Here is a 24,623-nt window from a genome sequence, read left to right as displayed (position 1 = left end):
GGTGGCGCTTCACCGCATCGTGTGGGCCCCGCAGCGACGACCCGCTACAACGACCCGATCAGCCGCTCCACCCGCTCGTCCACCGCGCGGAACGGGTCCTTGCACAGCACGGTGCGCTGCGCCTGGTCGTTCAGCTTCAGGTGCACCCAGTCGACGGTGAAGTCGCGCCCGGCCGCCTGCGCGGCGGCGATGAAGTCCCCGCGCAGCTTCGCCCGGGTGCTCTGCGGCGGGGTGTCCTTCGCGGCCTCGATCTCCCCGTCCTCGGTGGCGCGGTCGACCAGGTCCTTGCGCTGCAGCATGTCGAACAGCCCCCGGCCGCGCCGGATGTCGTGGTAGGCGAGGTCGAGCTGCGCGATGCGGGGGCTGGACAGCTCCAGCCCGTGCTTGCTGCGGTAGCGCTCCAGCAGCCGCAGCTTGATCGCCCAGTCCACCTCGCGGTCGATCGACGAGTAGTCCTGCGACTCCACCGCGTCCAGCGCCCGGCCCCACAGGTCCAGGATCCGCTCGGACATCGGGTCGGAGCCGCGGCGGGCCACGTGGTCCACCGCCCGGCTGTGGTACTCGCGCTGGATGTCCAGCGCCGAGGCCTCCCGCCCGCCGGCCAGCCGGACCGTCCGCCTGCCGGTGAGGTCGTGGCTGATCTCGCGGATCGCGCGGATCGGGTTGTCCAGGCTGAAGTCGCGGAACTGCACGCCGCTCTCGATCATCTCCAGCACCAGGTGCGCGGTGCCCACCTTGAGCAGCGTCGTCACCTCGGACATGTTCGAGTCGCCGACGATCACGTGCAGCCTGCGGTAGCGCTCGGCGTCCGCGTGCGGCTCGTCCCGGGTGTTGATGATCGGCCGGGACCGGGTGGTGGCGCTGGAGACGCCCTCCCAGATGTGCTCGGCGCGCTGCGACAGGCAGTACACCGCGCCGCGCGGGGTCTGCAGCACCTTGCCCGCCCCGCAGATCAGCTGCCTGGTCACCAGGAACGGCAGCAGCACGTCCGCGATCCGGGAGAACTCGCCGGACCGCCCGACCAGGTAGTTCTCGTGGCAGCCGTAGGAGTTGCCCGCCGAGTCGGTGTTGTTCTTGAACAGGAAGATGTCCCCGCCGATGCCCTCGTCGGCCAGGCGGCGTTCGGCGTCGACGAGCAGGTCCTCCAGGATCCGCTCCCCCGCCTTGTCGTGGGTGACCAGCTGGGTCAGGTCGTCGCACTCGGCGGTGGCGTACTCCGGGTGCGAGCCGACGTCGAGGTAGAGGCGGGCGCCGTTGCGCAGGAACACGTTCGAGGAACGTCCCCACGACACGACCCGCCGGAACAGGTACCTGGCCACCTCGTCCGGGGAGAGCCGACGCTGCCCGTGGAACGTGCAGGTGACCCCGAACTCGGTTTCGATGCCGAAGATCCGCCGCTGCATGCCTCCACAGTAGGCGCTGCGGCGGCCATCGGCGGTCCGCCGTTCGGGCATCGGTAGCGTGCGGGACGTGCAGACGTGGCTTCCCAAGATCACCCGCAAGGTGGACGCGGTGGACCGCGACCTGGCCCGGCGCAGCGCCGCCCTCCCCCGCACCGCCGCCGACCCCGGGCTGAAGGCCCTGAGCACCGCCGCGAACCACAGCGCGCTGTGGCTCTCGGTCGCCGCCGGACTGGCGGTCCGCAAGGGAGCGCCGCGGCGTGCCGCGCTGCGCGGGGTCGCGGCGATCGCGGCGGCCAGCGCTGCGACGAACCTGCTGGGCAAGCCGCTGTTCCCGCGGCGGCGCCCGGCCGCGCGGCTGGTCCCGCGACACCGCAGGCTCAGCGATCCGCCGCGCTCCTCCTCCTTCCCGTCCGGGCACGCCGCCTCCGCGGCCGCGTTCGCCACCGCGGTGGGGATGGAGTCGCCCGCGCTCGGGCTGGCGGTGGCCCCGGTCGCCGCCGCCGTCGGCTACTCGCGGGTGCACACCGGCGTGCACTGGCCCAGCGACGTGGTGTGCGGCGCCGCGATCGGCGCAGGCCTGGCGTGGGCGACGCGGCGCTGGTGGCCGTTGCGCCCGGACGAGGCGGCCGCGGTGCGCCACCCGGCCGACGTGCCAGCGCTGCGCGACGGGGAAGGCGTGCTGGTGCTGGTCAACCCGGGTTCCGGGGACGGCACCTTCGACCCGGAGCACTGGGTGAGCACCCGCTGGCCCGCGGCGAAGGTGGTCCTCGCGGAGCCGGGCCGCGACGTGGTCGCGGACCTCGCCGACCGGCTGGACCAGGAGGGCGCCACGATCCGCGCGTTGGGCGTGGCGGGTGGCGACGGCACCGTGGCCGCGGTCGCGGCGCTCGCCACCACCAGGGGAATCCCGCTCGCGGTGCTCTCGGCGGGCACGTTGAACCACTTCGCCAGGGACGCCGGCGTGTCCGACTCCGATTCGGTGGCCGACGCGGTGGAGCAGGGCACGGCGGCACGCGTCGACCTGGGCGGGGTGACCGTGGACGACCGGCCGACGCGCTGGTTCCTCAACACCGCCAGCATCGGCGGCTACCCGGACCTGGTCCGGTTCCGGGAGCAGTGGACCGGGCGCTGGGGCAAGTGGCCCGCGGGAGCGGCGGCGCTCGCGCGGGTGCTGTACGAGTCGAGCCCGTTGGACGTGGAGCTCAACGGGGTGCGGCGGCAGGTCTGGATCCTGTTCGCGGGCAACGGTTCGTACGCGCCGCGCGGGTTCGCGCCCTCGTGGCGGCCGCGGCTGGACGGCGGCAGGCTCGACGTCCGCTACGTGCGCGCCGACGTCCCCTGGTCCCGGTTGCGGTTCGTGCTGGCGGCGATGACCGGTGCGCTGCACCGCAGCCGCACCTACGTGGAGCGGGAGCACCGCTTCCTGGACGTCCGGGTGCACGGTCCCGCGGTGGCGGTGGCCACCGATGGCGAGATCGGGGCGCCGGGCAACCGGTTCGCGTTCGCCGCGCACGGCCAGATGCTGAGCGTGTACCGGCGCGAGCTCGGCTAAGCGCGGGCGCGGACTCGACCGGGCACCGGCTCGACCGGAGCACGAGCTGGACCGGGCAACCGCTCGAGCGGAGCGCTCGACCGACCAGGCACCGGCCGACCACGGCACCGAATCGACCTCCGCACCGGCCGACCAGGGCACGAGCGCGACGGCACCGAGCTCGACCCGGGCGGACCCGCCTAGGACCGGGCCGCGACGAGCGCTCGGGCCGCTCGTCCGGCGTCGGCGGCGGCGTCGCCGGGCACGACCGATCCCACGACCAGCGCGCCTTCGTGCAGGTACAGCAGTTCCCTCGCGAGCAGGCCGGAGTCCGCGATTCCCGCCTCCGCGGCCAGCCGCTCGAACAGCTCCAGCAGCCAGCGCTTCTCGTCCGCGGCGATCCGCCGCGCCGGGTGCGCGCCATCGGGGAGTTCGGCGAGCGCGTTGATGAAGGCGCAGCCCCGCGAGTGCCGCGCGGTCCACTCGGCGAGCGCGTCGAACGGCGCGGTCACCCGGTCCAGCGCGGACAGCCCGGGGCGGTCGAGGGAGGCGGTGATCTCGGCGCGCCACCGCTGGTCGCGTTCGGCGAGGTAGGTGGCGACCAGGACGTCCTTGGAGCCGAACCGGTCGTAGAGCGTCCGCTTGGTCACCCCGGAGCGGGCGGCGATCAGGTCCACGCCGACGGCGGTGATGCCGAGTTCGTAGAACAGCGTCGCCGCCGCATCGAGGATGCGCCGTGCGCCGGGGGTGAGGCTCTGCGGGTCCAACGGCATTGTGTTCACCGATCGGTGCACCTTACGCTCGCGTCGACTTCACCGACCAGTGTACCCGCGTGCGGAGGCCCCGATGACCGTTCCCAGCACCATGACCGCAGCCCGCCTGACCGGCCACGGCGGCCCCGAGGTCCTGGAACTCGCCGACGTCCCGGTCCCCGTGCCCGCCGAAGGTGAAGTCCTGGTCCAGGTCGGCGCCGCCGCGCTGAACAACACCGACCTGTGGACCCGCGAGGGCGCCTACGGCCGCCCCGGAGACCCCACCGCTCGCGCGGGCTGGCGCGGCCCCGTCGACTTCCCCCGGATCCAGGGCGCGGACGTCGCGGGCACCGTCGTCGACGTCGGCGCGGCCGTCGACCCGGGCCTCCGCGGCACCCGCGTGCTGCTCGACCCCGCGATCTACGACGGGGACGGCGAGCACGCGAACCCGGTCGGGCTGCTCGGCAGCGAACGCGACGGCGGCTACGCGCGGTACGTCACCGCGCGCGCCGACCGGGCGCACGACCTGAGCGGATCACCGCTGGACGACGCGGAACTCGCCTGCTTCCCCACCGCCTACGGCACCGCGCTGGGCATGCTGGAACGCGGCGACGTGCGCGACGGGCACACCGTCGTCGTCACCGGCGCATCCGGCGGGGTCGGGCTGGCGCTGGTGCAACTGGCCGCGGCGCGCGGCGCGGAGGTGCTCGCGATCAGCAGCGCCGGGAAGCTCGACGCGGTGCGCGCGGCCGGCGCCACCGAAGTCCTGGACCGCGCCGAGCAGCCCTGGGACGGCGTCGCGGTGGGCCGGGTCGACGTGGTCCTCGACGTCGCCGCGGGCGAGAACATCCCGCGCGGCCTGCCCGCGGTGCGCGACGGCGGGCGGTGGGTGGTGGCCGGAGCGCTCGCCGGGCCGCTGGTCGAACTCGACGTGCGGCGGCTGTACCTGCACAACATCGCGCTCGTCGGATCGAGCATGCACACCCCGGCGCACTTCCGGAAGCTCGCCGAGATCGCCCGCAGCGGCCGGGTCCGCCCGGTCGTCGCCGCCACGTACGGGCTCGCCGACGTGCACCGGGCGCAGGCGGAACTCGCCTCGCGGCGCCACGTCGGCAAGCTCGTGCTGATCGGCTGACCTACTCGCCGTTCCCGGAGCCGTTCCCGCCGTCCGCGGACTCCTCGGAGCTCTCCGACTCGGCGGCGGGCTTCGGCAGCAGCGCCTCCAGCGCCGCGCCCGCGATGCGCCGGAACGTGCGGTGCGGCCGGGACCGCTCCAGCACGGCGACCTCCAGCTGCTTGGCGCCGAGCTCCCGGGTGCTCTCCCCGCTCGCGGCGAGCGCCTTCACCGACAGCTCCACCGCCGGACCCAGCTCCATGCCGTCCTCGAACGAGTCCTTCATCGTCGAGTTGATCGTGTCGGCCTGCCCGCCCATCACCACGAACTGCGGTTCGTCCACGATCGAACCGTCGTAGGTGAGCCGGTAGAGCTGGTCGGTCTCGGCGGTCTGCCCGACCTCGGCGACGCAGATCTCCACCTCGAACGGCTTGATCTGCTCGGTGAAGATGGCGCCCAGGTGCTGGGCGTAGGTGTTGGCCAGCGACCGGCCGGTGACATCCCGCCGGTCGTAGGAGTACCCGCGGAAGTCCGCGATGCGCACCCCCGCCACCCGCAGGCTCTCGAACTCGCTGTAGCGGCCGACGGCGGCGAACCCGAGCCGGTCGTAGATCTCGGAGACCTTGTGCAACGTGGTGGAGGGGTTCTCCGCCACGAACAGCACGCCTCCCGCGTACTTGAGCACCACCACGCTGCGACCCCGGGCGATGCCCTTGCGGGCCAGCTCGGAGCGCTCCCGCATCAGCTGTTCGGGGGAGGTGTAGAACGGCATCGTCACGGCTGTGCACTCCTGGATCGAATCGTTCGGCAGCCCCGCCAGGCGGGGAACGGCATCGTCGGGGGAATGCGGCGTCAGCCGCCGGGGTTCTCGCGCCTGCCCTGGACGACTTCTTCGGCGATGGCGGCGGCCTGCTGGTCGTCCAGCCGGACCGCGCCCTCCTCGGCCGTGATCGTCACGACGGTCGGGTAGATCCGCCGGGACACGTCCGGGCCGCCGGTGGCGGTGTCGTCGTCGGCCGCGTCGTAGAGCGATTCGACCGCGTTGCGCACCGCGGAATCCACGTCGGCGTCCGGGTCGTGCCGCTTCTTCAGCGCCGACTTCGCGAACACCGAACCGGACCCGACGGCGTGGTAGCCGCCGGATTCGGCGTAGCGGCCGCCGGTGATGTCGTAGGAGATGATCCGGCCCGCCCGGTCCGGGTCCTCGGCCGCGGTGTCGAACCCGGCGAACAGCGGCAGCACCGCCAGCCCGGCCATCGCGCCCTGCAGGTTGCCGCGCAGCATCGTGGCGAGCTTGTTCGCCTTGCCGTCCAGGGACAGCGGCACGCCTTCGAGCTTCTCGTAGTGCTCCAGCTCGATCGCGTACAGCCGCACCATCTCCAGCGCGATGCCCGCGGTGCCCGCGATGCCCACCGCCGAGTAGGAGTCGGTGACGTAGAGCTTGTCCATGTCCCGCTGGGCGATGAGGTTGCCCATGGTGGCGCGGCGGTCACCGGCCAGCAGCACCCCGCCGCGGAAGGTCAGCGCGACGATGGTGGTGCCGTGCGGCGCCTCGACGACGCCCTGCGGGACGTCCCGGTTGCCCGGCAGCAGCTCCGGCGCGGTGACCTGGAGGAAGTCGGTGAACGATGAGGATCCGGAGGTGAGGTAGGCAGCGGGCAGGGCCTGACCCGGAAAGTTCCGAGCCGCGCTGGATTCCATCGGCGACATCGTCTCCTGCTTCGAAGGACTGCCCCGCCGCCGAGACGGCGAGGCCGGTTGATCTGGGCCGTACCGCAACTCTAATCAAGATCGCCCGCGGCGGCGAAGATCGCGTCCGCCCGCGTGGCGCAGGGCCGCCGGGCGAGGTCCCGGCGGCCGCGCGGTGTCGGTGCCTACTGGCCGCCCTTCTGCACGTAGGCGCGGACGAAGTCCTCGGCGTTCTCCTCGAGGACGTCGTCGATCTCGTCCAGGATGGCGTCGACGTCTTCGCCGAGCTTCTCGCGACGTTCCTGGCCGGCGGCTTCCGGACCCGATTCCTCGTCCCCGTCGCCGCCGTCGGGCCGCTGGACCTTTTCCTGGGACATCTCGCCCTCCCGGTGGTTGTCCGTTGGATGCCGGGCTGGTCGAACGGTCGTCGAACAAAGGGCATCCTGAGAGGAACAGTACCTAGCGGAACCCCTGTTCGCCCACATCCGAGCGGGCATTCTTGCGATCTTTCGCGCCCGGCGGAGGCGGCGTTCCGGATCGTGGTCAGCCCCGGGTGAGCGAGTCCACCAGCTCCTCGGCGCTGGAGGCGGCGTCGAGCAGTTCGCCCACGTGGGCGCGGGTGCCGCGCAGCGGTTCCAGGGTGGGGATGCGCACCAGCGATTCCCGGCCCAGGTCGAAGATGACCGAGTCCCAGGAGGCGGCGGCGACCGCGGCCGGGTAGCGCTCCAGGCAGCGGCCCCGGAAGTAGGCGCGGGTGTCCTCCGGCGGGCTGGTGACGGCGGCGCGCACCTCGTCCTCGGTGACGAGCCTGCGCATGGAGCCGCGGGCCACCAGCCGGTTGTACAGGCCCTTGTCCAGCCGCACGTCGGAGTACTGCAGGTCGATCATGTGCAGCTTCGGCGAGGCCCAGCCGAGGTTGCCGCGCTCCCGGTAGTGCTCCAGCAGCCGCAGCTTCGCGGGCCAGTCGAGCCGGTCCGCGCAGTCCATCGGGTCCCCGCCGAGCAGGTCCAGCACCTCGCCCCAGGTCGCCAGCACGTCCTGGGCGGTCTGGTCGCCGCCGTGCTCGGCGACGTGCCGCGCCGCCCGGTCGTGGTACTCGCGCTGCAGGTCGAGGCCGGTGAACCGGCGCCCGTCGGCGAGCTCCACGACCTGGCGCAGCGTCGGGTCGTGGCTGATCAGGTGCACCGCCTGCACCGAGTCGGCCAGTTTGAGGTCGTCGAATCGCTCCCCGGCCTCGATCATGTCCAGCACCAGCGCGGTCGTGCCGACCTTCAGGTACGTGGAGGTCTCGGCGAGGTTCGCGTCGCCGATGATGACGTGCAGCCTGCGGTACTTGTCGGCGTCGGCGTGCGGCTCGTCGCGGGTGTTGATGATGCCGCGCTTGAGCGTGGTCTCCAGGCCGACCTCGACCTCGATGTAGTCCGAGCGCTGGGAGAGCTGGAAACCCGGCTTCTCCCCCGCCTGCCCGAGGCCGACCCGCCCGGAACCGCACATCACCTGGCGGGACGCGAAGAACGGGGTGAGCCCGGCGATCACCGAGGTGAACGGGGTGTCCCTGGCCATCAGGTAGTTCTCGTGGGTGCCGTAGCTGGCGCCCTTGCCGTCGACGTTGTTCTTGTACAGCTGCATCTGGGCGGTGCCGGGCACGCTGGCCGCCTTGATCGCGGCCTCCTCCATCACCCGTTCGCCCGCCTTGTCCCAGACGACGGCGTCGCGCGGGTTGGTGACCTCGGGCGCCGAGTACTCGGGGTGGGCGTGGTCGACGTAGAGCCGGGCGCCGTTGGTGAGGATGACGTTGGCCGCGCCGAGGTCGTCGCTGTCGTTGCCGTTGTTCTGCGGCGCCGCCGCGCCCAGGTCGAAGCCGCGCGCGTCCCGCAGCGGTGATTCCACCTCGTAGTCCCACCGGGCACGGCGGGCCCGCGGGATGTCGGCCGCGGCCGCGTAGGCGAGCACGATGTGCGTGGAGGTCAGCACCGGGTTCGCCGTCGAATCGCCGGGCACGACGATGCCGTACTCCACTTCGGTTCCCATGATCCGCCGCATACCTGGAAGCCTACGGGTTCCGGGCCGGGAAGCAGAGTTTCCGGCGGTCCCGGTTACACCTGGCGGGTGGTCCCGGGAACCGCGTTCCCGGTTTCCCGCCGATGATCTCTGCGAGGATGCGGGCGTGGGAGCTCAGGACGAACAGGTGGCGGTGTACGACGAGTCGGGCCGGGTCGCGGGGTCCGCGCCGCGCTGGCGGATGCGGCGGGACGGGTTGTGGCACGCGGCCACGTCCATCCTGGTGCGCTCGGTCGACGGCGGGTCGGTCTACGTGCACCGGCGCACCGAGCACAAGGACGTCAACCCCGGCGCGCACGACTGCTTCGCGGGCGGGGTCGTCGCCGCGGGCGAGGACCCGGCGGCGGGCGCGGAGCGGGAGCTGGCCGAGGAGCTGGGCGTCCGGGGCGTGCCGCTGCGGTTCCTGTTCCGCTCGGTGTTCGAGCAGGGCTCGGTGCGCCACCACGGCTTCGTCTACGAGGCGCGCTGGGACGGACCGGTGGTGCACCAGCCGGAGGAGGTCGCCGACGGCTGGTGGATGCCGCTGGACGAGCTGCGCGCGCGCCTCGCGGATCCGGGCTGGCCGTTCGCCGCCGACAGCAGGCAGTTCGTCCACGAGTGGTTCGACCGCCAGGACGCCGGCTGACGCTCGCGCGCTCAATGCCAGGGCATCGATGCGCGCTCGCCCCAGTACGTGGCGGGATCCCTGGTCAGCGCGGCGAGCTCGCCCAGGTCGGTCCCGTCGAGCCGCACCTCGGCCGCCGCCAGGTTCGAGTCCAGCTGCGCCACGTCGGCGGGCCCCACGAGCACGACGTCCGCCCACGGCTGGGCGAGCACGTGCGCCAGCGCCACCGCGTCCGGCGTGGCCCCGTGCCGCCGCGCGACCCTGGCCAGCAGTTCCGGCGGGTTCACGGCGAGCCTGCCGTTGGCCAGGGACTCCTTCACCAGCACCCGCCAGCCGCCGTGGTGCACCTCCGCCAGCGCCCGCCCCACCGAGGGCTCCAGCGAGTTCCACGTGGACTGCACGGCGCTGAACAGCTGGGTGCCGCCGATCTCCAGCTCCCAGGCCCGCTCCACGGCGTCGGCCTGCGCGGCGCCGCTGGTGGAGAACCCGAGCCGCACCCCGGAGTCGCGCAACCTGGCGAGCTCGTGCTGCAGCGCCAGGTCGTCGAACAGCGGGCTCTCCGGGGTGAGCGAATGCACCTGGTAGAGGTCGACCCGGTCGCCGAGCAGCTCGCGGGTCTGCGCCCACTGCTCCCGGAGGCGTTCCACCGAGTGCTCCTTGACCTCGTGCACCTCGGTCTCGATCCGCCACTCCGCGACGTAGGCGTAACCCCACTTGCTGGAGACGGTGACGTCGCCGTGCCCGCGCTCGGCGAGCCAGCCGGCGAGGAACTCCTCCGCGCTGCCGTAGGAGCGGGCCGCGTCCACCCACCGGATGCCGCGCGCGAAGGCCGCGTCGAGCACCTGGGCGGTGTGCTCCCGCATCGCCTCGGCGGTCCGGTGCGCGGGCAGCGCGTCGCTGCGACCGACGTTGATGTAGGCGGGGCGGCCGAGCGCGGCCAGACCGAGTCCGAACCGGTCCGCAGACGTGGAGATCATGCTTGAGAACCTAATCGCTGCCCGCGCGGATCGACACTCGGCACCACCCCTCCGGACGGAAGCACCGGCGGCACAACGGAAAGCGGCCCCGCCGATGGTTCCGGCGGGGCCGCATCCCGTGCTAGCTCACAGGTACTGGCCGGTGTTGGTGGCCGTGTCGATCGCCCGGCCGGATTCCTGGTTCTTGCCGCTGACCAGGGTCCGGATGTAGACGATCCGCTCGCCCTTCTTGCCCGAGATCCGCGCCCAGTCGTCCGGGTTGGTCGTGTTGGGCAGGTCCTCGTTCTCGGCGAACTCGTCGATGATCGCGTCCTGCAGGTGCTGCACCCGCAGGCCCGGTTGCCCGGTGTCGAGCACCGACTTGATCGCGGCCTTCTTGGACCGGTCCACGATGTTCTGGATCATCGCGCCGGAGTTGAAGTCCTTGAAGTACAGGACTTCCTTGTCCCCGTTGGCGTAGGTGACCTCCAGGAACCGGTTCTCGTCGGTCTCGGCGTACATCCGCTCGACGGTCGTCTGGATCATCGCGTCGATGCAGGCGGCCTTGTCCCCGCCGAACTCGCGCAGGTCCTCCTCGTGGACCGGCAGCGCGTCGGTGAGGTACTTGGAGAAGATGTCCTTGGCCGACTCGGCGTCCGGCCGCTCGATCTTGATCTTCACGTCGAGCCTGCCGGGTCGCAGGATCGCCGGGTCGATCATGTCCTCGCGGTTGGAGGCGCCGATGACGATGACATTCTCCAGGCCCTCGACGCCGTCGATCTCCGAGAGCAGCTGCGGCACGATCGTGGTCTCCACGTCGGAGGACACGCCGCTGCCGCGGGTGCGGAAGATCGAATCCATCTCGTCGAAGAACACGATGACCGGAGTGCCTTCGGAGGCCTTCTCCCTGGCGCGCTGGAAGATGAGCCGGATGTGCCGCTCGGTCTCGCCCACGAACTTGTTCAGCAGCTCGGGACCCTTGATGTTCAGGAAGTAGGACTTCGCCTGCCCGTCGTCGTCCCCGCGCGCCGCGGCGACCTTCTTGGCCAGCGAGTTCGCCACCGCCTTCGCGATGAGCGTCTTCCCGCAGCCGGGCGGGCCGTAGAGCAGCACGCCCTTCGGCGGTTGCAGCTGGTACTGCACGTAGAGGTCGGAGTGCAGGAACGGCAGCTCCACGGCGTCCCGGATCTGCTCGATCTGGCTGCCCAGGCCGCCGATGTCCAGGTACCCCACGTCCGGGACCTCTTCGAGCACGAGGTCCTCAACCTCGGCCTTCGGCACCGTGTCGTAGGCGTAGCCCGCCTTGCTGTCGACGAGCACGGAGTCACCGGACTTGAGCCCGGCCTCCACCAGCGGATCGGTCAACCACACGACGCGTTCCTCGTCGGTGTGGCCGAGCACCAGCGCCCGGTGGGTGCCCGCGGTGTCGGTGAGGCTCGGGGGCAGGATCTCCCGGAAGGTGCACACCTCGCCGATCTGCTCGAAGGCGCCCGCTTCCACGACGGTCAGCGCCTCGTTGAGCCGGACGGACTGCCCGAGCCCGAGCTCGTCGAGCTCGACGTTGGGCGAGACGGCGACCCGCATCTTGCGGCCGGAGGTGAACACGTCGACCGTGCCGTCCTCGTAGCGGCACAGGAACGTCCCGTATCCGCTGGGGGGCTGGGCGAGGCGGTCGACCTCCTCGCGCAGGGCCGTGAGCTGGCCGCGCGCTTCCTTCAGGGTCTCGGTGAGTTTGGCGTTCCGTTCGGTGAGCTGGCTCACCCGCTCGGATGCCTCGGCCAGCCGCTTCTCCAGCAACCGGGCCTGTTGGGGGGACTCGTTGAGCTTTCGGCGCAGCAACGCCACTTCGTCTTGGAGCAGACGAATCTGGCTGTTGAGCTCGGCTTGCCCGCCGGGCTGCTGCTCGCCGCCCTCCTCAGGCCGGCTGCCGGGACGGTCGTGCTGCATATCGGCACCCTCCTCCCGTGCTCGTACCACCACGGTACCGGCGATCACCGACGACGGCGGCGTCGTGATTGCCCGCCGGATCCGCCAGCGTGCCACAAAAATCGGCGAATACCCATGATTCGAACGCCCCCGGCGGCCCCGCCCGGGCGTGGTGGGAGTGGACGGTGAACACGGTGCGTTCACGATCATGGTCCATTCGGTGGCACCGGCCGGTTTCGGTCGTGGCCGTGACCGGGGGCACGACCACGGGTTTTCCGCTCCGCCACCGCGTTCGGTGCCGAACGTCGGCATCCGGGTGTCGGTGAGCTGACAACCGGGTGTCGTTGCGGACGGGCGTGTCCGACTTCTCCCATCATTTGGAACAACCCCGGGTTCCCGCGGTCGAAACGTGCTCCGGCCAGATCCTCATGTCGGGCATCTCACCCGGTGAGGGACACCCCGGACCGCAACACGGGAAAGGTCTACTCCTGACATGCGCCGGATAACGCTCTGGTCTACTTACGCGCGCCGAGAAGACGGCGACCGCACTTCCGTGCGGCCTGGCACAGACCTTGGGGGAGGAACATCCCATGACCTATCCGCCGCAACAGCCCGGACCGGGCGGGAACCAGGCGGACGGCGCGGCGACCCAGGGCACGCAACCTCCGCAGCAGCAGCCCGCGTTCTACGCGAACCAGCACGCGGGCTGGCCGCAGGGCCCCATCACCGGAGTCCCCGCGCAACCGGGCCAGCAGCCCTTCCCCGCCGCTCCCGGGCCGGACCCGTTCGGCCAGCCGCAGCCCGGCCTGCAGCCGCCGTTCGGCCAAGCCCAGCTCGACCCGCAGTTCGGGCAGTTCCAGGACCAGTTCGGCTCGATCCCGCCCGCCCCGAACTGGGGCGGCGAGTTCGGCGCGGGCTCCTGGACCCAGCAGCCCGCCGAGCCCGAGGACGACGGGGCCGAGCGGGGCCGGTCCCCGCTGGTGTGGATCCTCGGCGGGGTCGGCGTGCTCGTCGTCGCCGGGGCCGCCGTCGGCGCGTTCTTCCTGTTCGGCGGCGGCGGTGGCCCCGGTGAGCCGCGGCCGGCCGCGCAGGAGCTCGTCGACAAGGTCAACGCGGGCGACTTCGCGTCCCTGGGGCCGCAGCTGTGCGAGGCCAACCGCGCCGAGCTCGACCAGCAGTTCCAGCAGCTCTCCAGCGGGCGGTTCCAGGTGGAGCTGGGGCAGGTGACCGCGCAGGGCGACCGGGCGCGGGCGAAGCTCAGCGGCGACTACACGCTCGGCGGCGCCACGATGCCGGTCGACCAGACCATCGTGCTCACCGTCGAGGGCGACGCCTGGAAGATCTGCAAGCTCGGGCAGTGAGGCGGCCGGTGGCACCGCGGGGGTCGCGGTGCCACCGCCCCGGTCAGCCCTTGCTGGGACGCCGCTGCGGGCGCGGCGGCGTCACCCCGTCCGCGAGCCGCCGCGTGACCAGCAGGAAAGCGGTGTGCGCGACCATCCGGTGCTCCGGCCGCACCGCCAGCCCCACCACGTGCCACGGCCGGATCAACGTCTCCCACGCCTGCGGCTCGGTCCAGCACTGCTGCTCGCGGATGGCCTCGGTGACCTTGGACAGCTGCGTCGTGGTCGCCACGTAGACCACCAGCACGCCGCCCGGAACCAGGTTCTGGAACACGGTGTCCAGCACGTCCCACGGCGAGAGCATGTCCAGCACGACCCGGTCGACCTGGCCCTCGTCGTAGTCGGCGAGGTCGGCGACGCGCAGGGTCCAGTTCTCCGGGACCTCGCCGAAGAACTTCCGCACGTTGCGCTCGGCGTGCTCGGCGTGGTCCTCCCGGACCTCGTAGGACACGACGCTGCCCTGCTCGCCGACCGCGCGCAGCAGCGAGCAGCTCAGCGCGCCGGAACCGGCCCCCGCCTCCAGGACCCGCGCGCCGGGCCGGATGTCGCCCCACATCAGGATCTGCGCGGCGTCCTTCGGGTAGATGACCTGCGCGCCGCGCGGCATCGACAGCACGTAGTCGGCCAGCAGCGGCCGCACCGCCAGGAACGAGGTGCCGCCCGCCGAGGTGACCACCGAACCCTCGGGGCTGCCGATGAGGTCGTCGTGCGCCAGCGCGCCCCGGTGGGTGTGGTACTCGCCGCCGGTCTCCAGGACGACGGTGTAGTGCCTGCCCTTCGGATCGGTCAGCTGGACCCGGTCGCCGGGCTGGAACTCACCGCTGACGGTGCTCACGTGCTTCGTGCCTCCATGTGCGCGTTCGGCAAGGGGCCGCCGGGCGCGGGACGTCACGGGAGTGAGCGGTGGAGCCGCGGCTCGGCGGGTACGGCGGACCATCGTCGCAGAGGGCCCGGGCGGTTCCCGCCGGTGCTCACCGTTCGCGGGCGCGGGAGCGGAGCGCGCTGCGCAGGTCCTCCCGGCGCAGCACCCCGCAGGGCCTGCCTTCGGTGTCGATGACGAGGAACTGCCAGGCCAGTACGGTACGCACCCGTTCGAGCACGGCCTCGCCCGGCTCTCCCTCCAGCAGGATGGTGTCCGGGCCGACGGGTTCGGCGGCGTGCTCGGCGGGGTCCCGGGGCGCGCGGGTCGCGAGCCGTTCGGCGGCGGACTGGTCGAGCAGGCCGACCGCGACGCCGTCGGCCCGCACCAGCACCACGCCGCGGCCGGCGGCGGCGACCAGCGCGTCGCCGACGGGGCTCTCGGCGGGCAGCTGCAGCACCGGGCGCATCAGCTCGGCCAGCGAGAACCGCACCGGACGGCTCTTGCGCTGCTCGGCGGCGTGCTCGGCGGTGGCGCCCGCGATGACGAACCACACCATGAACACGCAGGCCAGCAGCCGCAGCCACTGGTCGTCCACGTCCTGCAGCAACCCGAGCAGCGCCCACACCAGCAGTCCGGCGGCGACGAGCCCGGCGCCGACGACGCCCGCGGTGGTGCCCGGCTGCCTGCGCCCGGTGACCGCCCACAGCGCGGAGCGCAGCATCCGCCCGCCGTCCAGCGGCAGCCCGGGCAGCAGGTTGAACGCGGCGACCGCGAGGTTGGCCACGCAGGTCTGCGCGATGAGCAGCCAGACCGCGCCGCCGGGCTCCACCGCGTACCAGCCGAGTCCCGTGACGGCGGCGAGCACCACCGACACGGCCGGCCCGGCGGCGGCCACCAGACCTTCCTGCGCGGGGGTCGCGGGCGCGCGGCTGATCTCGGAGATGCCGCCGAGCAGGAACAGCCGCACCCGGCGCACCGGCAGGCCCAGCCGCATCGCCGCCACGCAGTGCCCGAGCTCGTGCAGCAGCACCGAGGCCGCCAGCAGCACGGTGAACCCGGCGGCGAGGAACGCGCTGGTCCACACGCTCGCGGCGGGCAGGATGCGGCCGACCAGCGGGGTGTAGAGCAGCACGATGAACGCGGCCCCCACCCACCAGGACGGCGACAGCAGCACCGGCACCCCGACCACCCGGCACAGCAGCAGGCCGTCGTCCGGTGGAGCGGCTCGGCCGCGGGCCGTGTTGGCGGGCATGGCCCACAGGGTAGAGCGGGCGGCGTGAGGAGCCGGTGATCCGCCACGGGTGCGCGATCCCGTCGGACCCCTGTTCTAGGGTGCGGGCATGGTGGAACCGGCCCGGACCAGCGACAGCACGCGATCGGAGCTCGCCGGGGCGGGCGGGTCGGACGGGGCACGCCTGCCCGCCGGCCGGCGCAGGCCCGCGCTGTCGCCGTCCCGCGCGGGTGACTTCAAGCAGTGCCCGCTGCTGTACCGCTTCCGCGCGGTGGACCGGTTGCCGGAGACGCCGACGCGGGCGCAGGTGCGCGGCACGGTGGTGCATTCGGTGCTGGAGCGGATGTTCGCGCTGCCCACCGAGCAGCGCGACGCCGAGCACGCCCGCGACCTGCTGGAACCGGCCTGGCAGGACCTGCTGGCGGGGCAGCCGGAGCTGGCGGAGCTGTTCGACGGGCCGGACGATCCGCAGCTGCGCACCTGGCTGGGTTCGGCGACGCGCCTGCTGGACTCGTACTTCGAGCTGGAGGACCCGCGCCGCCTGGAACCGGAGGCGTGCGAGCTGCGGGTGGAGACGGAGCTGGAGTCGGGGCTGCTGCTGCGCGGGTTCATCGACCGGGTGGACGTGGCGCCGACCGGGGAGATCCGGCTGGTCGACTACAAGACCGGCGCGGCACCTCGCCAGATCGGCGAGGCGAAGGCCCTGTTCCAGATGAAGTTCTACGCGCTGGTGCTGTGGCGCACCCGCGGCGAGGTGCCGAAGCAGCTGCTGCTGATGTACCTGTCGGACGGGCAGTCGCTGGCTTACGCGCCGGACGAGGCGGAGCTGCGCCGCTTCGAGCGGACGCTGGAGGCGATCTGGCAGGCGATCCTGCGCGCCGGGAAGACCGGTGACTTCCGCCCGAACCCGAGCAAGCTGTGCGACTACTGCGACCACAAGTCCCGCTGCCCGGAGTTCGGCGGCACTCCCCCGCCCTACCCGGGCTGGCCGGAACCGGATCCGGGGCAGGAATCCGTGCTGGACCGCACGGACTGATCGCTTTCCGCCGCGGGCGGACGGCTGCCGAGGAGGACGCAGTGGACGAGCGGGCCGTGTTCTACGAGCGGCTGGGCGGAGGAGGTTTCCGCGCCACCGGGCACACCGCAGGCCCGTGGTCGGACGCGGCCCAGCACTTCGGGCCGGTGTCGGCGCTGCTGGTGCGCGAGCTGGAGCGCTGCGAGCCCGCGCCGGGCACGGCGATCCGCCGGGTGACCGTGGACGTGCTGGGCCCGGTGCCGGTGGCCGAGCTGGCGGTGCGCGCCGAGGTGCTGCGCCCGGGCCGGTCGGTGCAGCTGCTGTCGGCGGAGCTGTCCGCGGGCGGGCGGGTGTGCGCGACGGCCCGCGCGTGGCGGATGGTCCGCGGCGACAGCACGCCGGTCGCGGGCGGGCCCCGCGAGGCGCTGGACGATCCGCTGTCCTGGCCGGAGGCGTCGGACATCGACGGCTGGGACCGCGGTTACGCGGCGGCGATGGAGTGGCGCGTCGGCCCCGGCGCGGAGCTCGGCCGCGCCCGGGTGTGGGCGCGGCAGCGGATCCCGCTGCTGGCCGACGAGGAGCCGAGCCCGTTGCAGCGGTTGTTCGCGGTGGTGGACTCGTCCAGCGGCGTGTCCCGCCGGGCGCGGATGTCGGAGTGGTCGTTCGCGAACACCGACCTGACGGTGCACCTGCACCGGGAGCCGTCCGGCGAGTGGGTCGGCCTGGACGCGGAGACGACCCTCGGCCCGGACGGCGGCGGCCTCGCCACCAGCACCGTCCACGACCACACCGGCCCGATCGGCCGCTCCGCCCAAACCCTCCTGGTCACCCCCCGCTGACCAGGCAGCCGAACGGCTTTCCCCTTCCCTGTCAGCGGCGAAGCCGCTGAGCCAACGACCACCCGAGCAACAGGACCACCCGCTGAGGTTCCGCCACCCGCCCCCGACGCAGGCCGAAGACCCGTCAATCATCGTAAGGATCGAAGTTGGCCGCGCTGTCGAACCAGTCGGTGGCCTGGCTGTCGTCCACGACCGCGAACCGCGCCCCGGTGGGGTCCCGCAGCACGGCGACGCGGCCGATGCTGGAGCCGTAGGGGTCGACGCGGACCCGCCCGCCGAGCCCGATGGCCCGGTGCACGAGCCCGTCGATGCCCTCGTCGGCGTCGGCTCCGAGGTAGAGCAGCCAGTGCGGCCGGGTGTCGGGGGTGATGTAGTCGCGGATCATGCTGACCCGGGCGAGCACCGATTCCCCGGCGAGGTACCAGACGGCGTAGTTGGAGCGGTTCTCGGCGCCGAACTGCTCGGCTTCGTAGCCGAAGAGCCGCTGGAAGAAGCCGTCGGCGGCGGCGGCCTTGATGGTGACGAGTTCGGCCCACATGAGGGTGCCGGGCAGGCCGACGTCGAACTGCCAGGAGTCGTCGGGGGACAGCAGCCCGAATTCGGCGTCGGAGGGCCCCACGAGCACGGTCTTGCGGCCGATGCCGGGCACGTCGGCGGGCGGCACGACGATCCGGGCGCCTTCGCCGAGCGCTTGCTCGGCGGTGGTGTCGACGTCCTGCGCCGCGAGGAACAGCCGCCATTCGGAGTGCTCCCCGGCGGAGCGGCGGATGCTGGCGACGGGGAACCCGTCGCGGTAGGCGACGACGTGCTCCCCGGCCTCGTCGTCCTGGTGCGTCTCGTACCGCCAGCCGAACAGTTCGGCGTAGAACTCGCGGGCCTGCTCCACGTCGGTGGTGACCAGTTCGATCCAGCACGGCATCCCGGCCACGATCTCCCACTGGGGCGCTGCCTCCCCGGGCTGCACTACGGCCATGTTCCTCACCCCCACCTCATCGCTTCAAGATCACTACCCATTATGACCGAGTGATCGACGATCGAGGTCGCGCCGAGGCGAATTCCTCCATCGGAGCGGCGGCGCGGAACAGTGCAAAGAGGACAAACAGGATGATTCGCCCGGGGCGTTCCGCTGTCAGAGGTACCGGTAGACGTCCTCGGGCGACAGCCCGCGGGCGAGCATGATCACTTGGAGCCGGTAGAGCAGCTGCGAGATCTCCTCGGCCAGCGCCTCGTCGGACTCGTGCTCGGCGGCGAGCCACACCTCGCCCGCCTCCTCGATGACCTTCTTGCCCTGCGCGTGCACCCCGGCGTCGAGCGCGGCGACGGTCGCCGACCCCTCCGGCCGGGTGCGGGCGCGTTCTTGGAGCTCGCTGAACAGCTCGTCGAAGGTCTTCACGACGTTCGATCCTCGCATCCGGCGCGGCGGGCCCCGACAGCGGTCCCGCCGCCGCTCACGCGACCGCGCCCGGCAGCAGCGCGCTCAGCGCGGGCACGTCGAAGGACTCCAGCGAACTCAGCAGCACCCGCCGCTCACCCGGCTCCAGCGGCACCTCGCAGGGCACGGCGACCACGGTGCACCCGGCGGCCACGGCCGCCGACACCCCGGTCGGCGAGTCCTCCACCGCCACGCAGCGCCGCGGGTCCACGTCCAGCAGCCGGGCCGCCCGCAGGTACGGCTCCGGGTCGGGCTTGTTGCGGCCGTCGACCTCGTCGCCGCAGACGGTGACGTCGAAGGAGTCCCGGCCCAGGGTGTCCAGCGCGATCTCCGCCAGCGACCGGATCGTGGAGGTGACCAGCGCGCACGGGACGCCCAGCGCGCGCACCTGCGCCAGGGCCTCCCGGGCTCCGGGCCGCCACGGCAGCCCCTGGCGGAACAGCTCGGCGCTGCGCTTCTCCACCCATTCGGCGGCGTCCGCGACGTTCGCCGGATCGGCGGGCAGGCCCAGATCGGCCAGCAGCATCCGCATGCTGGTGGACATGTTCGAGCCCACCATCGCTTCGCGGGTGGCGACGCCGAGCTCGCCGCCGCGGTGCACGGCGTAATCGCTCAGCGAGATCGACCACAGCTTCTCGGAATCGACCAAGGTGCCGTCCATGTCGAACAGGACGGCGGCGGGGCGGGCGTCAGCCATCGCGCCCTGATCTCAACAAGCTCATCAGTGCCACGCCGCCAGTACAGCAGGGCGGCGGGGGCCGCTCCCAGCGAACGTGGCCGATCCCTCCCCGCCGGTTCGGATCGTCTCCGGGATGTCGGGCGCTCACGTCGGCGATAGGTCGTAGGCTGACGCGGTGAACGATCGCGAACCACGCTCCGCAGACCAGGTGGACCGGACCGAGGGGAATTCGACCGAAGGCACATCGACCGAAGGCAAACCCGCTGGGCCGACCGCCCCGATCGCCGTGATCGGGTTCGAGGGTTGGAACGATGCGGGCGATGCCGCAAGCTCCGCGATCGAGCACCTCGAACTCACCTGGGACGCCTCCCCGCTGGCCGAGATCGACCCGGATCCGTACTACGACTTCCAGGTCTCGCGCCCCACGGTGAAGCTGGTGGACGGCGTGACCCGGAAGGTGAGCTGGCCGACGACGCGGCTGTCGGTGTGCCGGCCGCCGGGCGCCGAGCACGACGTGGTGCTCGTGCACGGGATAGAGCCCAACATGCGTTGGAACGCGTTCTGCGCGGAACTGCTGGAGCACCTCGACAACGCGGGGGTGCGCACCGTGGTGTCGCTGGGCGCGCTGCTGGCCGACGCGCCGCACACCCGCCCGGTGCCGGTGACCGGCACGGCCTACGACGCGGATTCGGCGACCCGCTACGGGTTGGAACGCTCCACCTACGAGGGCCCGACGGGCATCGTGGGGATCTTCCAGGACTCGTGCGTGCAGTCGGGCATCCCGGCGATCTCGTTCTGGGCGGCGGTCCCGCACTACGTGTCGCAACCGCCGTCGCCGAAGGCGACGCTGGCGCTGCTGCACCGCGTGGAGGACGCGCTGGACCTGGAGGTCCCGCTGGGGAACCTCCCGGACCAGGCCGAGGAATGGGAGACCACGGTCAGCGAGATGGCCGAGGAGGACGAGGACGTCCGCAACTACGTGCGCGCCCTGGAGGAACGCGGCGACGCCGAGGTGAAGCTCACCGAGACCAGCGGCGACGCGATCGCCGCCGAGTTCGAGCGCTACCTGCGCAGGCGCGGGCCGGGCGGCAAGGGGCCGCTGGGCCCCGGTCCCGGCTGATGCCGCGCCCCGATCGCACGAGAACGCCCTCCGAGCCCGGCTCGGAGGGCGTTCCGCTGTTCGGATCAGCCGGTCAGAGCTGCACGCCGAGGAGCGCGTCGACCGCGGCGCGGACCTCACCGGGCGCGGCCGCGTCGGTGCCGCCGCCCGCGAGCGCTTCGTCGGCCCACGCGTCGACCGCGCGCAGCGCGCCCTCCGTGTCCAGGTCGTCGGCGAGCCGGTCCCGCAGCCCGGCGATCGCCGTGGCGGCGGCCGGTGCCGCGGTCAGCGCCGCCGCCTCCCGCCAGCGCGCCAGCCGGGCGGTGCCCGCGGTGAGCGCGTCCGCCGTCCAGGAGCGGTCCGTGCGGTAGTGCGCGTCCAGCAGCGCCAGCCGCACCGCCATCGGGTCCACCCGGTCGCCGCGCAGCCGCGAGACGAACACCAGGTTGCCCTTCGACTTGGACATCTTCTCGCCGTCGAGGCCGACCATGCCCGCGTGGCAGTAGTGCCGCGCGAACGGGGATTCGCCGGTCAGCGCCTCGGCGTGCGCGGCGCTGTACTCGTGGTGCGGGAAGGCGAGGTCGGAGCCGCCGCCCTGCACGTCGAAGGTCATCCGCAGCCGGTTCAGCGCGATCACCGAGCACTCCAGGTGCCAGCCGGGCCTGCCGGGCCCGAGCTCGGATTCCCAGGACGGCTCGCCGGGCCGGGCGGCCCGCCACAGCAGCGCGTCCAGCGGGTGTTCCTTGCCTGCGCGGTCCGGGTCGCCGCCGCGCTCGGCGAAGAACGTGAGCATGTCCTCCGGGCCGTAGTTCGACTCGTAGCCGAACCGGCCGGTCGCGTCGTGCCGGTAGTAGACGTCCGGGTACTCGTCGTCGACCCGGTAGGCGGCGCCGGAGGACAGCAGCTTGCCGACCGCTTCCACGATCTCCGGCATGGCCTCGACCGCGCCGATGAAGTCCTGCGGCGGCAGCACCCGCAGCGCGGCCATGTCCTCCCGGAACAGCGCCGTTTCGCGCATGCCGAGCACGACCCAGTCCTCACCGTCGCGGTCGGCCCGCTCCAGCAGCGGATCGTCGATGTCGGTGACGTTCTGCACGTAGTGCACTTCGTGGCCGTTGTCCAGCCACACGCGGTGGACCAGGTCGAACGCCAGGTAGGTGGCGGCGTGACCGAGGTGGGTGGCGTCGTACGGGGTGATGCCGCAGACGTACATCCGCGCGACGGGGCCGGGCTGGGTGGGCCGGACCTCGCCGGTGGCGGTGTCGAAGAGCCGGAGGGGGCGGGGTGTGCCCGGCACCTGGGGCACGGGGACCGACGACCAGGGTTGCATGCATCCGACCTTAAACGTCCCGGCCGACCGCACGCCGCCCCGTTACACATCGTGAGAACTAGGGCGGGTCGACCGGGGCGGGCCGGGGCCGCGGCGCACGCCGATCGGCGCGGGCGTCCACCGCGGCACGCGGGAACACGGCCCGACGAATCACTCGTAGCAAGCAAATCGGGCCACCCCCTAGCACAAGAACGCCATCCGGTCATCCGTCCAGGTGATGGGTTAGTTACTATCCGGCACTGCCGAGCGTGCTGTCACGCGAATCTGGAGGACACCCCGTGCATGACGCCGCCAAGAGCCGCCCGACCGGCAGCCCGGATCCGAGTGCGGAGTCGCTTCCCAGCGCGCCGGGCGACCGCGGAAGCCGCTCGCTGTCCATCGCCGCGCTGATCTTCGTGGCGATGGCCGCCGTGATGGGCTGGGGCGCGAGCTTCGTCGGCCTCCACGAGTACGGCATGCAGTCGATGGCCGGGTTCACCTACTGGTCGGCGTGGCTGGTGCCCGCCACGTTCGACGGCGCCGCGTTCGCCTGCACCCTGATGACCTACCGCTCCTCCATCAACGGCCGTTCCGCGGTGCGCGGGCGCATCCTGATGTGGGCGTTCACCGGCGTCAGTTCGTGGATCAACTGGATCCACCAGCCGAGCCAGGAGGCGCAGATCGTCGCCGCCGGATTGCCGATCGCGGCGGTCGCGGTGTTCGACGTGGTGCTGCTGGAGCTGCGCGCCGACTACGAGGCCAAGCACGGCATGCGCGGGTTCCGGCTGCGGCCGGGCCTGCTGGTGCTGCGCTGGATGGTGGACCGCCGCAGCACGGGCGAGGCGTTCCGCAAGCAGGTCATCGACATCCCGGTCGAGGAGATCGCCGGGCTCGGCACCCTGGCCCCGCCCGGAACCCGCCGCGCGAACGCGCTCAAGGCGGCCGCCGCATCCGAGCAGGCACCACCGGTCACCGAGCCGGCGGACGCGGAGCGGCCCGAAGCCGCGACGACCGCCGAACCGAGCACCGAACCGAGCACCGAACCGAGCACCGAACCGAGCACCGAGCGCACCGAACCGGCACCCCGCGCCGAGGCCCGGCCGCGCGTCGATTCCGACCCCGCCGTCCGGGCGAGCGCGGCGGCCACCGCACCCGCCCCGGCCGGATCGTCCACCGCGGACGACGAGCGGACGGGCGGTCCGCGGGACGCGACCGCACCCCGGGCCACGTCGAGCGGGTCCGCGCGGTCGCGAGCCGCCGCCGCGGATGCCGCTACCGCCGCGGAGATCACCGACGCGCGGACCGCTGCCGCGGAATCCGGCTCGGCCGAGGAAGCCGCCGGTTCCACCGCGGAGGACGCCGGGACCACCGCAGGGGAGTCCGGCGCCACCGCTGGACGATCCGGCGCCACCGCTGGGAAATCCGACGCCAAGGCTGGAGGTTCCGGCGCCAACGCTGGGAAAACCGGCGCTGACGCCGGGGAAACCGGCGATTCCGCGCACACCCCCGAGGCCACGGACGGCTCCAGCACCGCTGCGACGACGAGCTCCGGGGCGCCCGCCGCGACCGGCTCCAGCGCCGAGGTGACGGCCCCCGCCGCGGCGGACGAGCGGCCGACCGCCGAGGACGCGCGGCCCGAGCCCGCGGAGGCCCCCACGGTCACGCTCGAACTGCCGAAGGTCGCCGCGGAGGACGCCGCGACCGCCGAGAGCACGACCGCGAAGACCACCGCCAAGCCCTCCACCGCCAAGCAGAAGCCCGCCGGAACCACCTCCGGCGCCGCGAAGAAGCCCGCGGACGTCAGCGACGCCGAGCAGACGCTCACCCTGCCGCCGGTCCCGGACCGGCCGATGAGCGACCAGGACAAGCGTTCCGCGGCCCGCGCCGACTACCGCATGTCCGTGGCGGCCGAGCAGCCGGTGAAGCCCGCCGAGCTGGCCAAGCGCTACGGCCTGTCGGAGAGCTGGGGCCGTCGCCAGATCAACGCCGCCCGCAAGTCCATGGCCCAGGAAGAGGCCCACGAGAAGGCCCAGCTCGTCGGCGCCGACCAGAGCTGACCGGCAGGAAGAGCGGCCCGCGGCCTTCGGGGTGGGCGGGCCGGCCCCGCTCGTCGGCACCCGCTCCGACGCGGTGGCCGCGGCCCAGAACTCCTCGACGCGTGACCGGTCGGCTTCGCCGATCCGGCCGAAACCGCGGACGGGCGCGGCGGACCAGCGCTACGATCACCGCGTGATGACCAGTCAGGCCGATGCCGGCCGCTCCCGGGACGGCCACCTGGTCGTCGGCTGATCCGCGCACCTCCTCGCGGGCGAGTGGACTCGACCCACCCGCACCGACCGAGGAGGACCATGTCAGCGCGCTTCGACCACACGATCATCGCTTCGACGGACCCGGCCGAGATGGCCGCGTTCTACCGGGACCTGCTCGAGGCCGACGAGGCCCCGTCGTGGGGCCCGTTCGTCAACGTCCGGCTCACCGACGGCGTCCTGCTCCAGTTCGCCGCCCCGCCGGTGGACTTCCCGCCGCAGCACTACGCGTTCCTGCTGGACGACGCGCACTTCGACCGCGCCCGCGCGCGGATCGCCGACCGGGAGCACTGGGCGGACCCGCAGCGGACCCGGCCCGGCGAGATCAACACCGGCCACGGGGGCCGCGGCGTCTACCTGCTGGACCCATCGGGCCACTACCTCGAACTGCTCACCAGCCCGTACCTGTGAGGGT

General features: G+C 72.6%; 23 protein-coding genes. 9 read left to right on the top strand and 14 right to left on the bottom strand.

All coding sequences use genetic code 11. The features are described from left to right. Positions 1-44: 44 nt before the first annotated feature. Entirely contained in the window at positions 45-1,403 is a 1,359-nt protein-coding gene (gene pafA / locus H1226_RS09255) for a Pup--protein ligase (protein ID WP_224960113.1), read from the bottom strand. Positions 1,404-1,470: 67 nt separating this feature from the next. Here pafA and H1226_RS09250 point away from each other — a divergent pair, with 67 nt between their 5' ends. Next, complete coding sequence (locus tag H1226_RS09250) at positions 1,471-2,955, top strand: bifunctional phosphatase PAP2/diacylglycerol kinase family protein (protein WP_258348419.1); 1,485 nt, start codon at positions 1,471-1,473, stop codon at positions 2,953-2,955. A 179-nt stretch (positions 2,956-3,134) separates the two neighbouring features. On the opposite strand, the gene H1226_RS09245 is transcribed toward H1226_RS09250, so the two are convergent. Next, the gene (locus H1226_RS09245; RefSeq protein WP_258349379.1) at positions 3,135-3,707 is read right to left on the bottom strand and encodes a TetR/AcrR family transcriptional regulator; all 573 of its coding nucleotides are present in this window, start codon (positions 3,705-3,707) and stop codon (positions 3,135-3,137) included. Positions 3,708-3,780: 73 nt separating this feature from the next. Here H1226_RS09245 and H1226_RS09240 point away from each other — a divergent pair, with 73 nt between their 5' ends. Beyond that, on the top strand, positions 3,781-4,821 hold the full coding sequence (locus H1226_RS09240) for a zinc-binding dehydrogenase (RefSeq protein WP_258348418.1): 1,041 nt from the start codon (positions 3,781-3,783) through the stop codon (positions 4,819-4,821). 1 nt (position 4,822) lies between these two features. On the opposite strand, the gene prcA is transcribed toward H1226_RS09240, so the two are convergent. The 4 genes from prcA to dop form a co-directional block, all read right to left on the bottom strand. Next, positions 4,823-5,578, bottom strand: coding sequence for a proteasome subunit alpha (gene prcA, locus H1226_RS09235; RefSeq protein WP_258348417.1), 756 nt, complete (start codon positions 5,576-5,578; stop codon positions 4,823-4,825). 74 nt (positions 5,579-5,652) lie between these two features. Continuing rightward, complete coding sequence (gene prcB, locus H1226_RS09230) at positions 5,653-6,501, bottom strand: proteasome subunit beta (RefSeq protein ID WP_224960123.1); 849 nt, start codon at positions 6,499-6,501, stop codon at positions 5,653-5,655. 173 nt (positions 6,502-6,674) lie between these two features. Further along, the gene (locus H1226_RS09225; RefSeq protein WP_184478281.1) at positions 6,675-6,866 is read right to left on the bottom strand and encodes a ubiquitin-like protein Pup; all 192 of its coding nucleotides are present in this window, start codon (positions 6,864-6,866) and stop codon (positions 6,675-6,677) included. Positions 6,867-7,032: 166 nt separating this feature from the next. Beyond that, positions 7,033-8,532 (bottom strand): depupylase/deamidase Dop, encoded by a 1,500-nt coding sequence (gene dop / locus H1226_RS09220; protein WP_258348416.1) that lies wholly within the window; start codon positions 8,530-8,532, stop codon positions 7,033-7,035. Between the two features lie 124 nt (positions 8,533-8,656). Here dop and H1226_RS09215 point away from each other — a divergent pair, with 124 nt between their 5' ends. Continuing rightward, positions 8,657-9,175 (top strand): NUDIX hydrolase, encoded by a 519-nt coding sequence (locus H1226_RS09215; RefSeq protein ID WP_258348415.1) that lies wholly within the window; start codon positions 8,657-8,659, stop codon positions 9,173-9,175. A gap of 11 nt (positions 9,176-9,186) precedes the next feature. Here the strand turns inward: H1226_RS09215 and H1226_RS09210 are convergent, their stop codons facing one another. Together H1226_RS09210 and arc are read right to left on the bottom strand one after the other, a co-directional pair. Further along, the gene (locus H1226_RS09210; protein WP_258348413.1) at positions 9,187-10,131 is read right to left on the bottom strand and encodes an aldo/keto reductase; all 945 of its coding nucleotides are present in this window, start codon (positions 10,129-10,131) and stop codon (positions 9,187-9,189) included. 126 nt (positions 10,132-10,257) lie between these two features. Continuing rightward, positions 10,258-12,057, bottom strand: coding sequence for a proteasome ATPase (gene arc, locus H1226_RS09205; protein WP_224960102.1), 1,800 nt, complete (start codon positions 12,055-12,057; stop codon positions 10,258-10,260). 569 nt (positions 12,058-12,626) lie between these two features. On the opposite strand from arc, the gene H1226_RS09200 reads away from it, so the two are divergent. Further along, on the top strand, positions 12,627-13,397 hold the full coding sequence (locus tag H1226_RS09200) for an Rv0361 family membrane protein (RefSeq protein ID WP_258348410.1): 771 nt from the start codon (positions 12,627-12,629) through the stop codon (positions 13,395-13,397). 43 nt (positions 13,398-13,440) lie between these two features. On the opposite strand, the gene H1226_RS09195 is transcribed toward H1226_RS09200, so the two are convergent. Beyond that, positions 13,441-14,271: a tRNA (adenine-N1)-methyltransferase gene (locus tag H1226_RS09195; protein WP_224960100.1), complete on the bottom strand. Its 831-nt coding sequence runs from the start codon at positions 14,269-14,271 to the stop codon at positions 13,441-13,443. Positions 14,272-14,407: 136 nt separating this feature from the next. Then, a complete protein-coding gene (locus H1226_RS09190; RefSeq protein ID WP_258348409.1) occupies positions 14,408-15,550 on the bottom strand; it encodes a site-2 protease family protein in 1,143 nt (380 codons plus the stop codon). Between the two features lie 88 nt (positions 15,551-15,638). Here H1226_RS09190 and H1226_RS09185 point away from each other — a divergent pair, with 88 nt between their 5' ends. Together H1226_RS09185 and H1226_RS09180 are read left to right on the top strand one after the other, a co-directional pair. Then, entirely contained in the window at positions 15,639-16,565 is a 927-nt protein-coding gene (locus tag H1226_RS09185; RefSeq protein ID WP_258348408.1) for a RecB family exonuclease, read from the top strand. A 41-nt stretch (positions 16,566-16,606) separates the two neighbouring features. After that, positions 16,607-17,383: a thioesterase family protein gene (locus H1226_RS09180; protein WP_258348407.1), complete on the top strand. Its 777-nt coding sequence runs from the start codon at positions 16,607-16,609 to the stop codon at positions 17,381-17,383. Positions 17,384-17,507: 124 nt separating this feature from the next. On the opposite strand, the gene H1226_RS09175 is transcribed toward H1226_RS09180, so the two are convergent. The 3 genes from H1226_RS09175 to H1226_RS09165 form a co-directional block, all read right to left on the bottom strand. After that, the gene (locus H1226_RS09175) at positions 17,508-18,356 is read right to left on the bottom strand and encodes a VOC family protein (protein WP_258348406.1); all 849 of its coding nucleotides are present in this window, start codon (positions 18,354-18,356) and stop codon (positions 17,508-17,510) included. A gap of 156 nt (positions 18,357-18,512) precedes the next feature. After that, positions 18,513-18,776 carry a phosphoribosyl-ATP diphosphatase gene (locus tag H1226_RS09170; RefSeq protein ID WP_258348404.1) on the bottom strand — a complete coding sequence of 88 codons (264 nt, stop codon included), beginning with the start codon at positions 18,774-18,776 and terminating at the stop codon, positions 18,513-18,515. Positions 18,777-18,831: 55 nt separating this feature from the next. Continuing rightward, a complete protein-coding gene (locus tag H1226_RS09165) occupies positions 18,832-19,512 on the bottom strand; it encodes an HAD family hydrolase (protein WP_258348402.1) in 681 nt (226 codons plus the stop codon). Positions 19,513-19,774: 262 nt separating this feature from the next. Here H1226_RS09165 and H1226_RS09160 point away from each other — a divergent pair, with 262 nt between their 5' ends. Beyond that, positions 19,775-20,614 carry a PAC2 family protein gene (locus H1226_RS09160; protein WP_224960103.1) on the top strand — a complete coding sequence of 280 codons (840 nt, stop codon included), beginning with the start codon at positions 19,775-19,777 and terminating at the stop codon, positions 20,612-20,614. A gap of 73 nt (positions 20,615-20,687) precedes the next feature. On the opposite strand, the gene mshC is transcribed toward H1226_RS09160, so the two are convergent. Then, positions 20,688-21,923 carry a cysteine--1-D-myo-inosityl 2-amino-2-deoxy-alpha-D-glucopyranoside ligase gene (mshC, locus tag H1226_RS09155; protein WP_258348400.1) on the bottom strand — a complete coding sequence of 412 codons (1,236 nt, stop codon included), beginning with the start codon at positions 21,921-21,923 and terminating at the stop codon, positions 20,688-20,690. Positions 21,924-22,201: 278 nt separating this feature from the next. On the opposite strand from mshC, the gene H1226_RS09150 reads away from it, so the two are divergent. Then, positions 22,202-23,959 (top strand): DUF2637 domain-containing protein, encoded by a 1,758-nt coding sequence (locus H1226_RS09150; RefSeq protein ID WP_258348398.1) that lies wholly within the window; start codon positions 22,202-22,204, stop codon positions 23,957-23,959. A gap of 291 nt (positions 23,960-24,250) precedes the next feature. Next, positions 24,251-24,619: a VOC family protein gene (locus tag H1226_RS09145; protein WP_258348395.1), complete on the top strand. Its 369-nt coding sequence runs from the start codon at positions 24,251-24,253 to the stop codon at positions 24,617-24,619. The last annotated feature ends 4 nt before the right edge of the window (positions 24,620-24,623 follow it).

The organism is Saccharopolyspora gregorii, from assembly GCF_024734405.1.
GTDB classification, from domain to species: Bacteria; Actinomycetota; Actinomycetes; order Mycobacteriales; family Pseudonocardiaceae; genus Saccharopolyspora_C; species Saccharopolyspora_C gregorii.
Note: the sequence above shows the minus strand (reverse complement) of the source record. Positions and strands in the feature narration are given on the sequence as shown.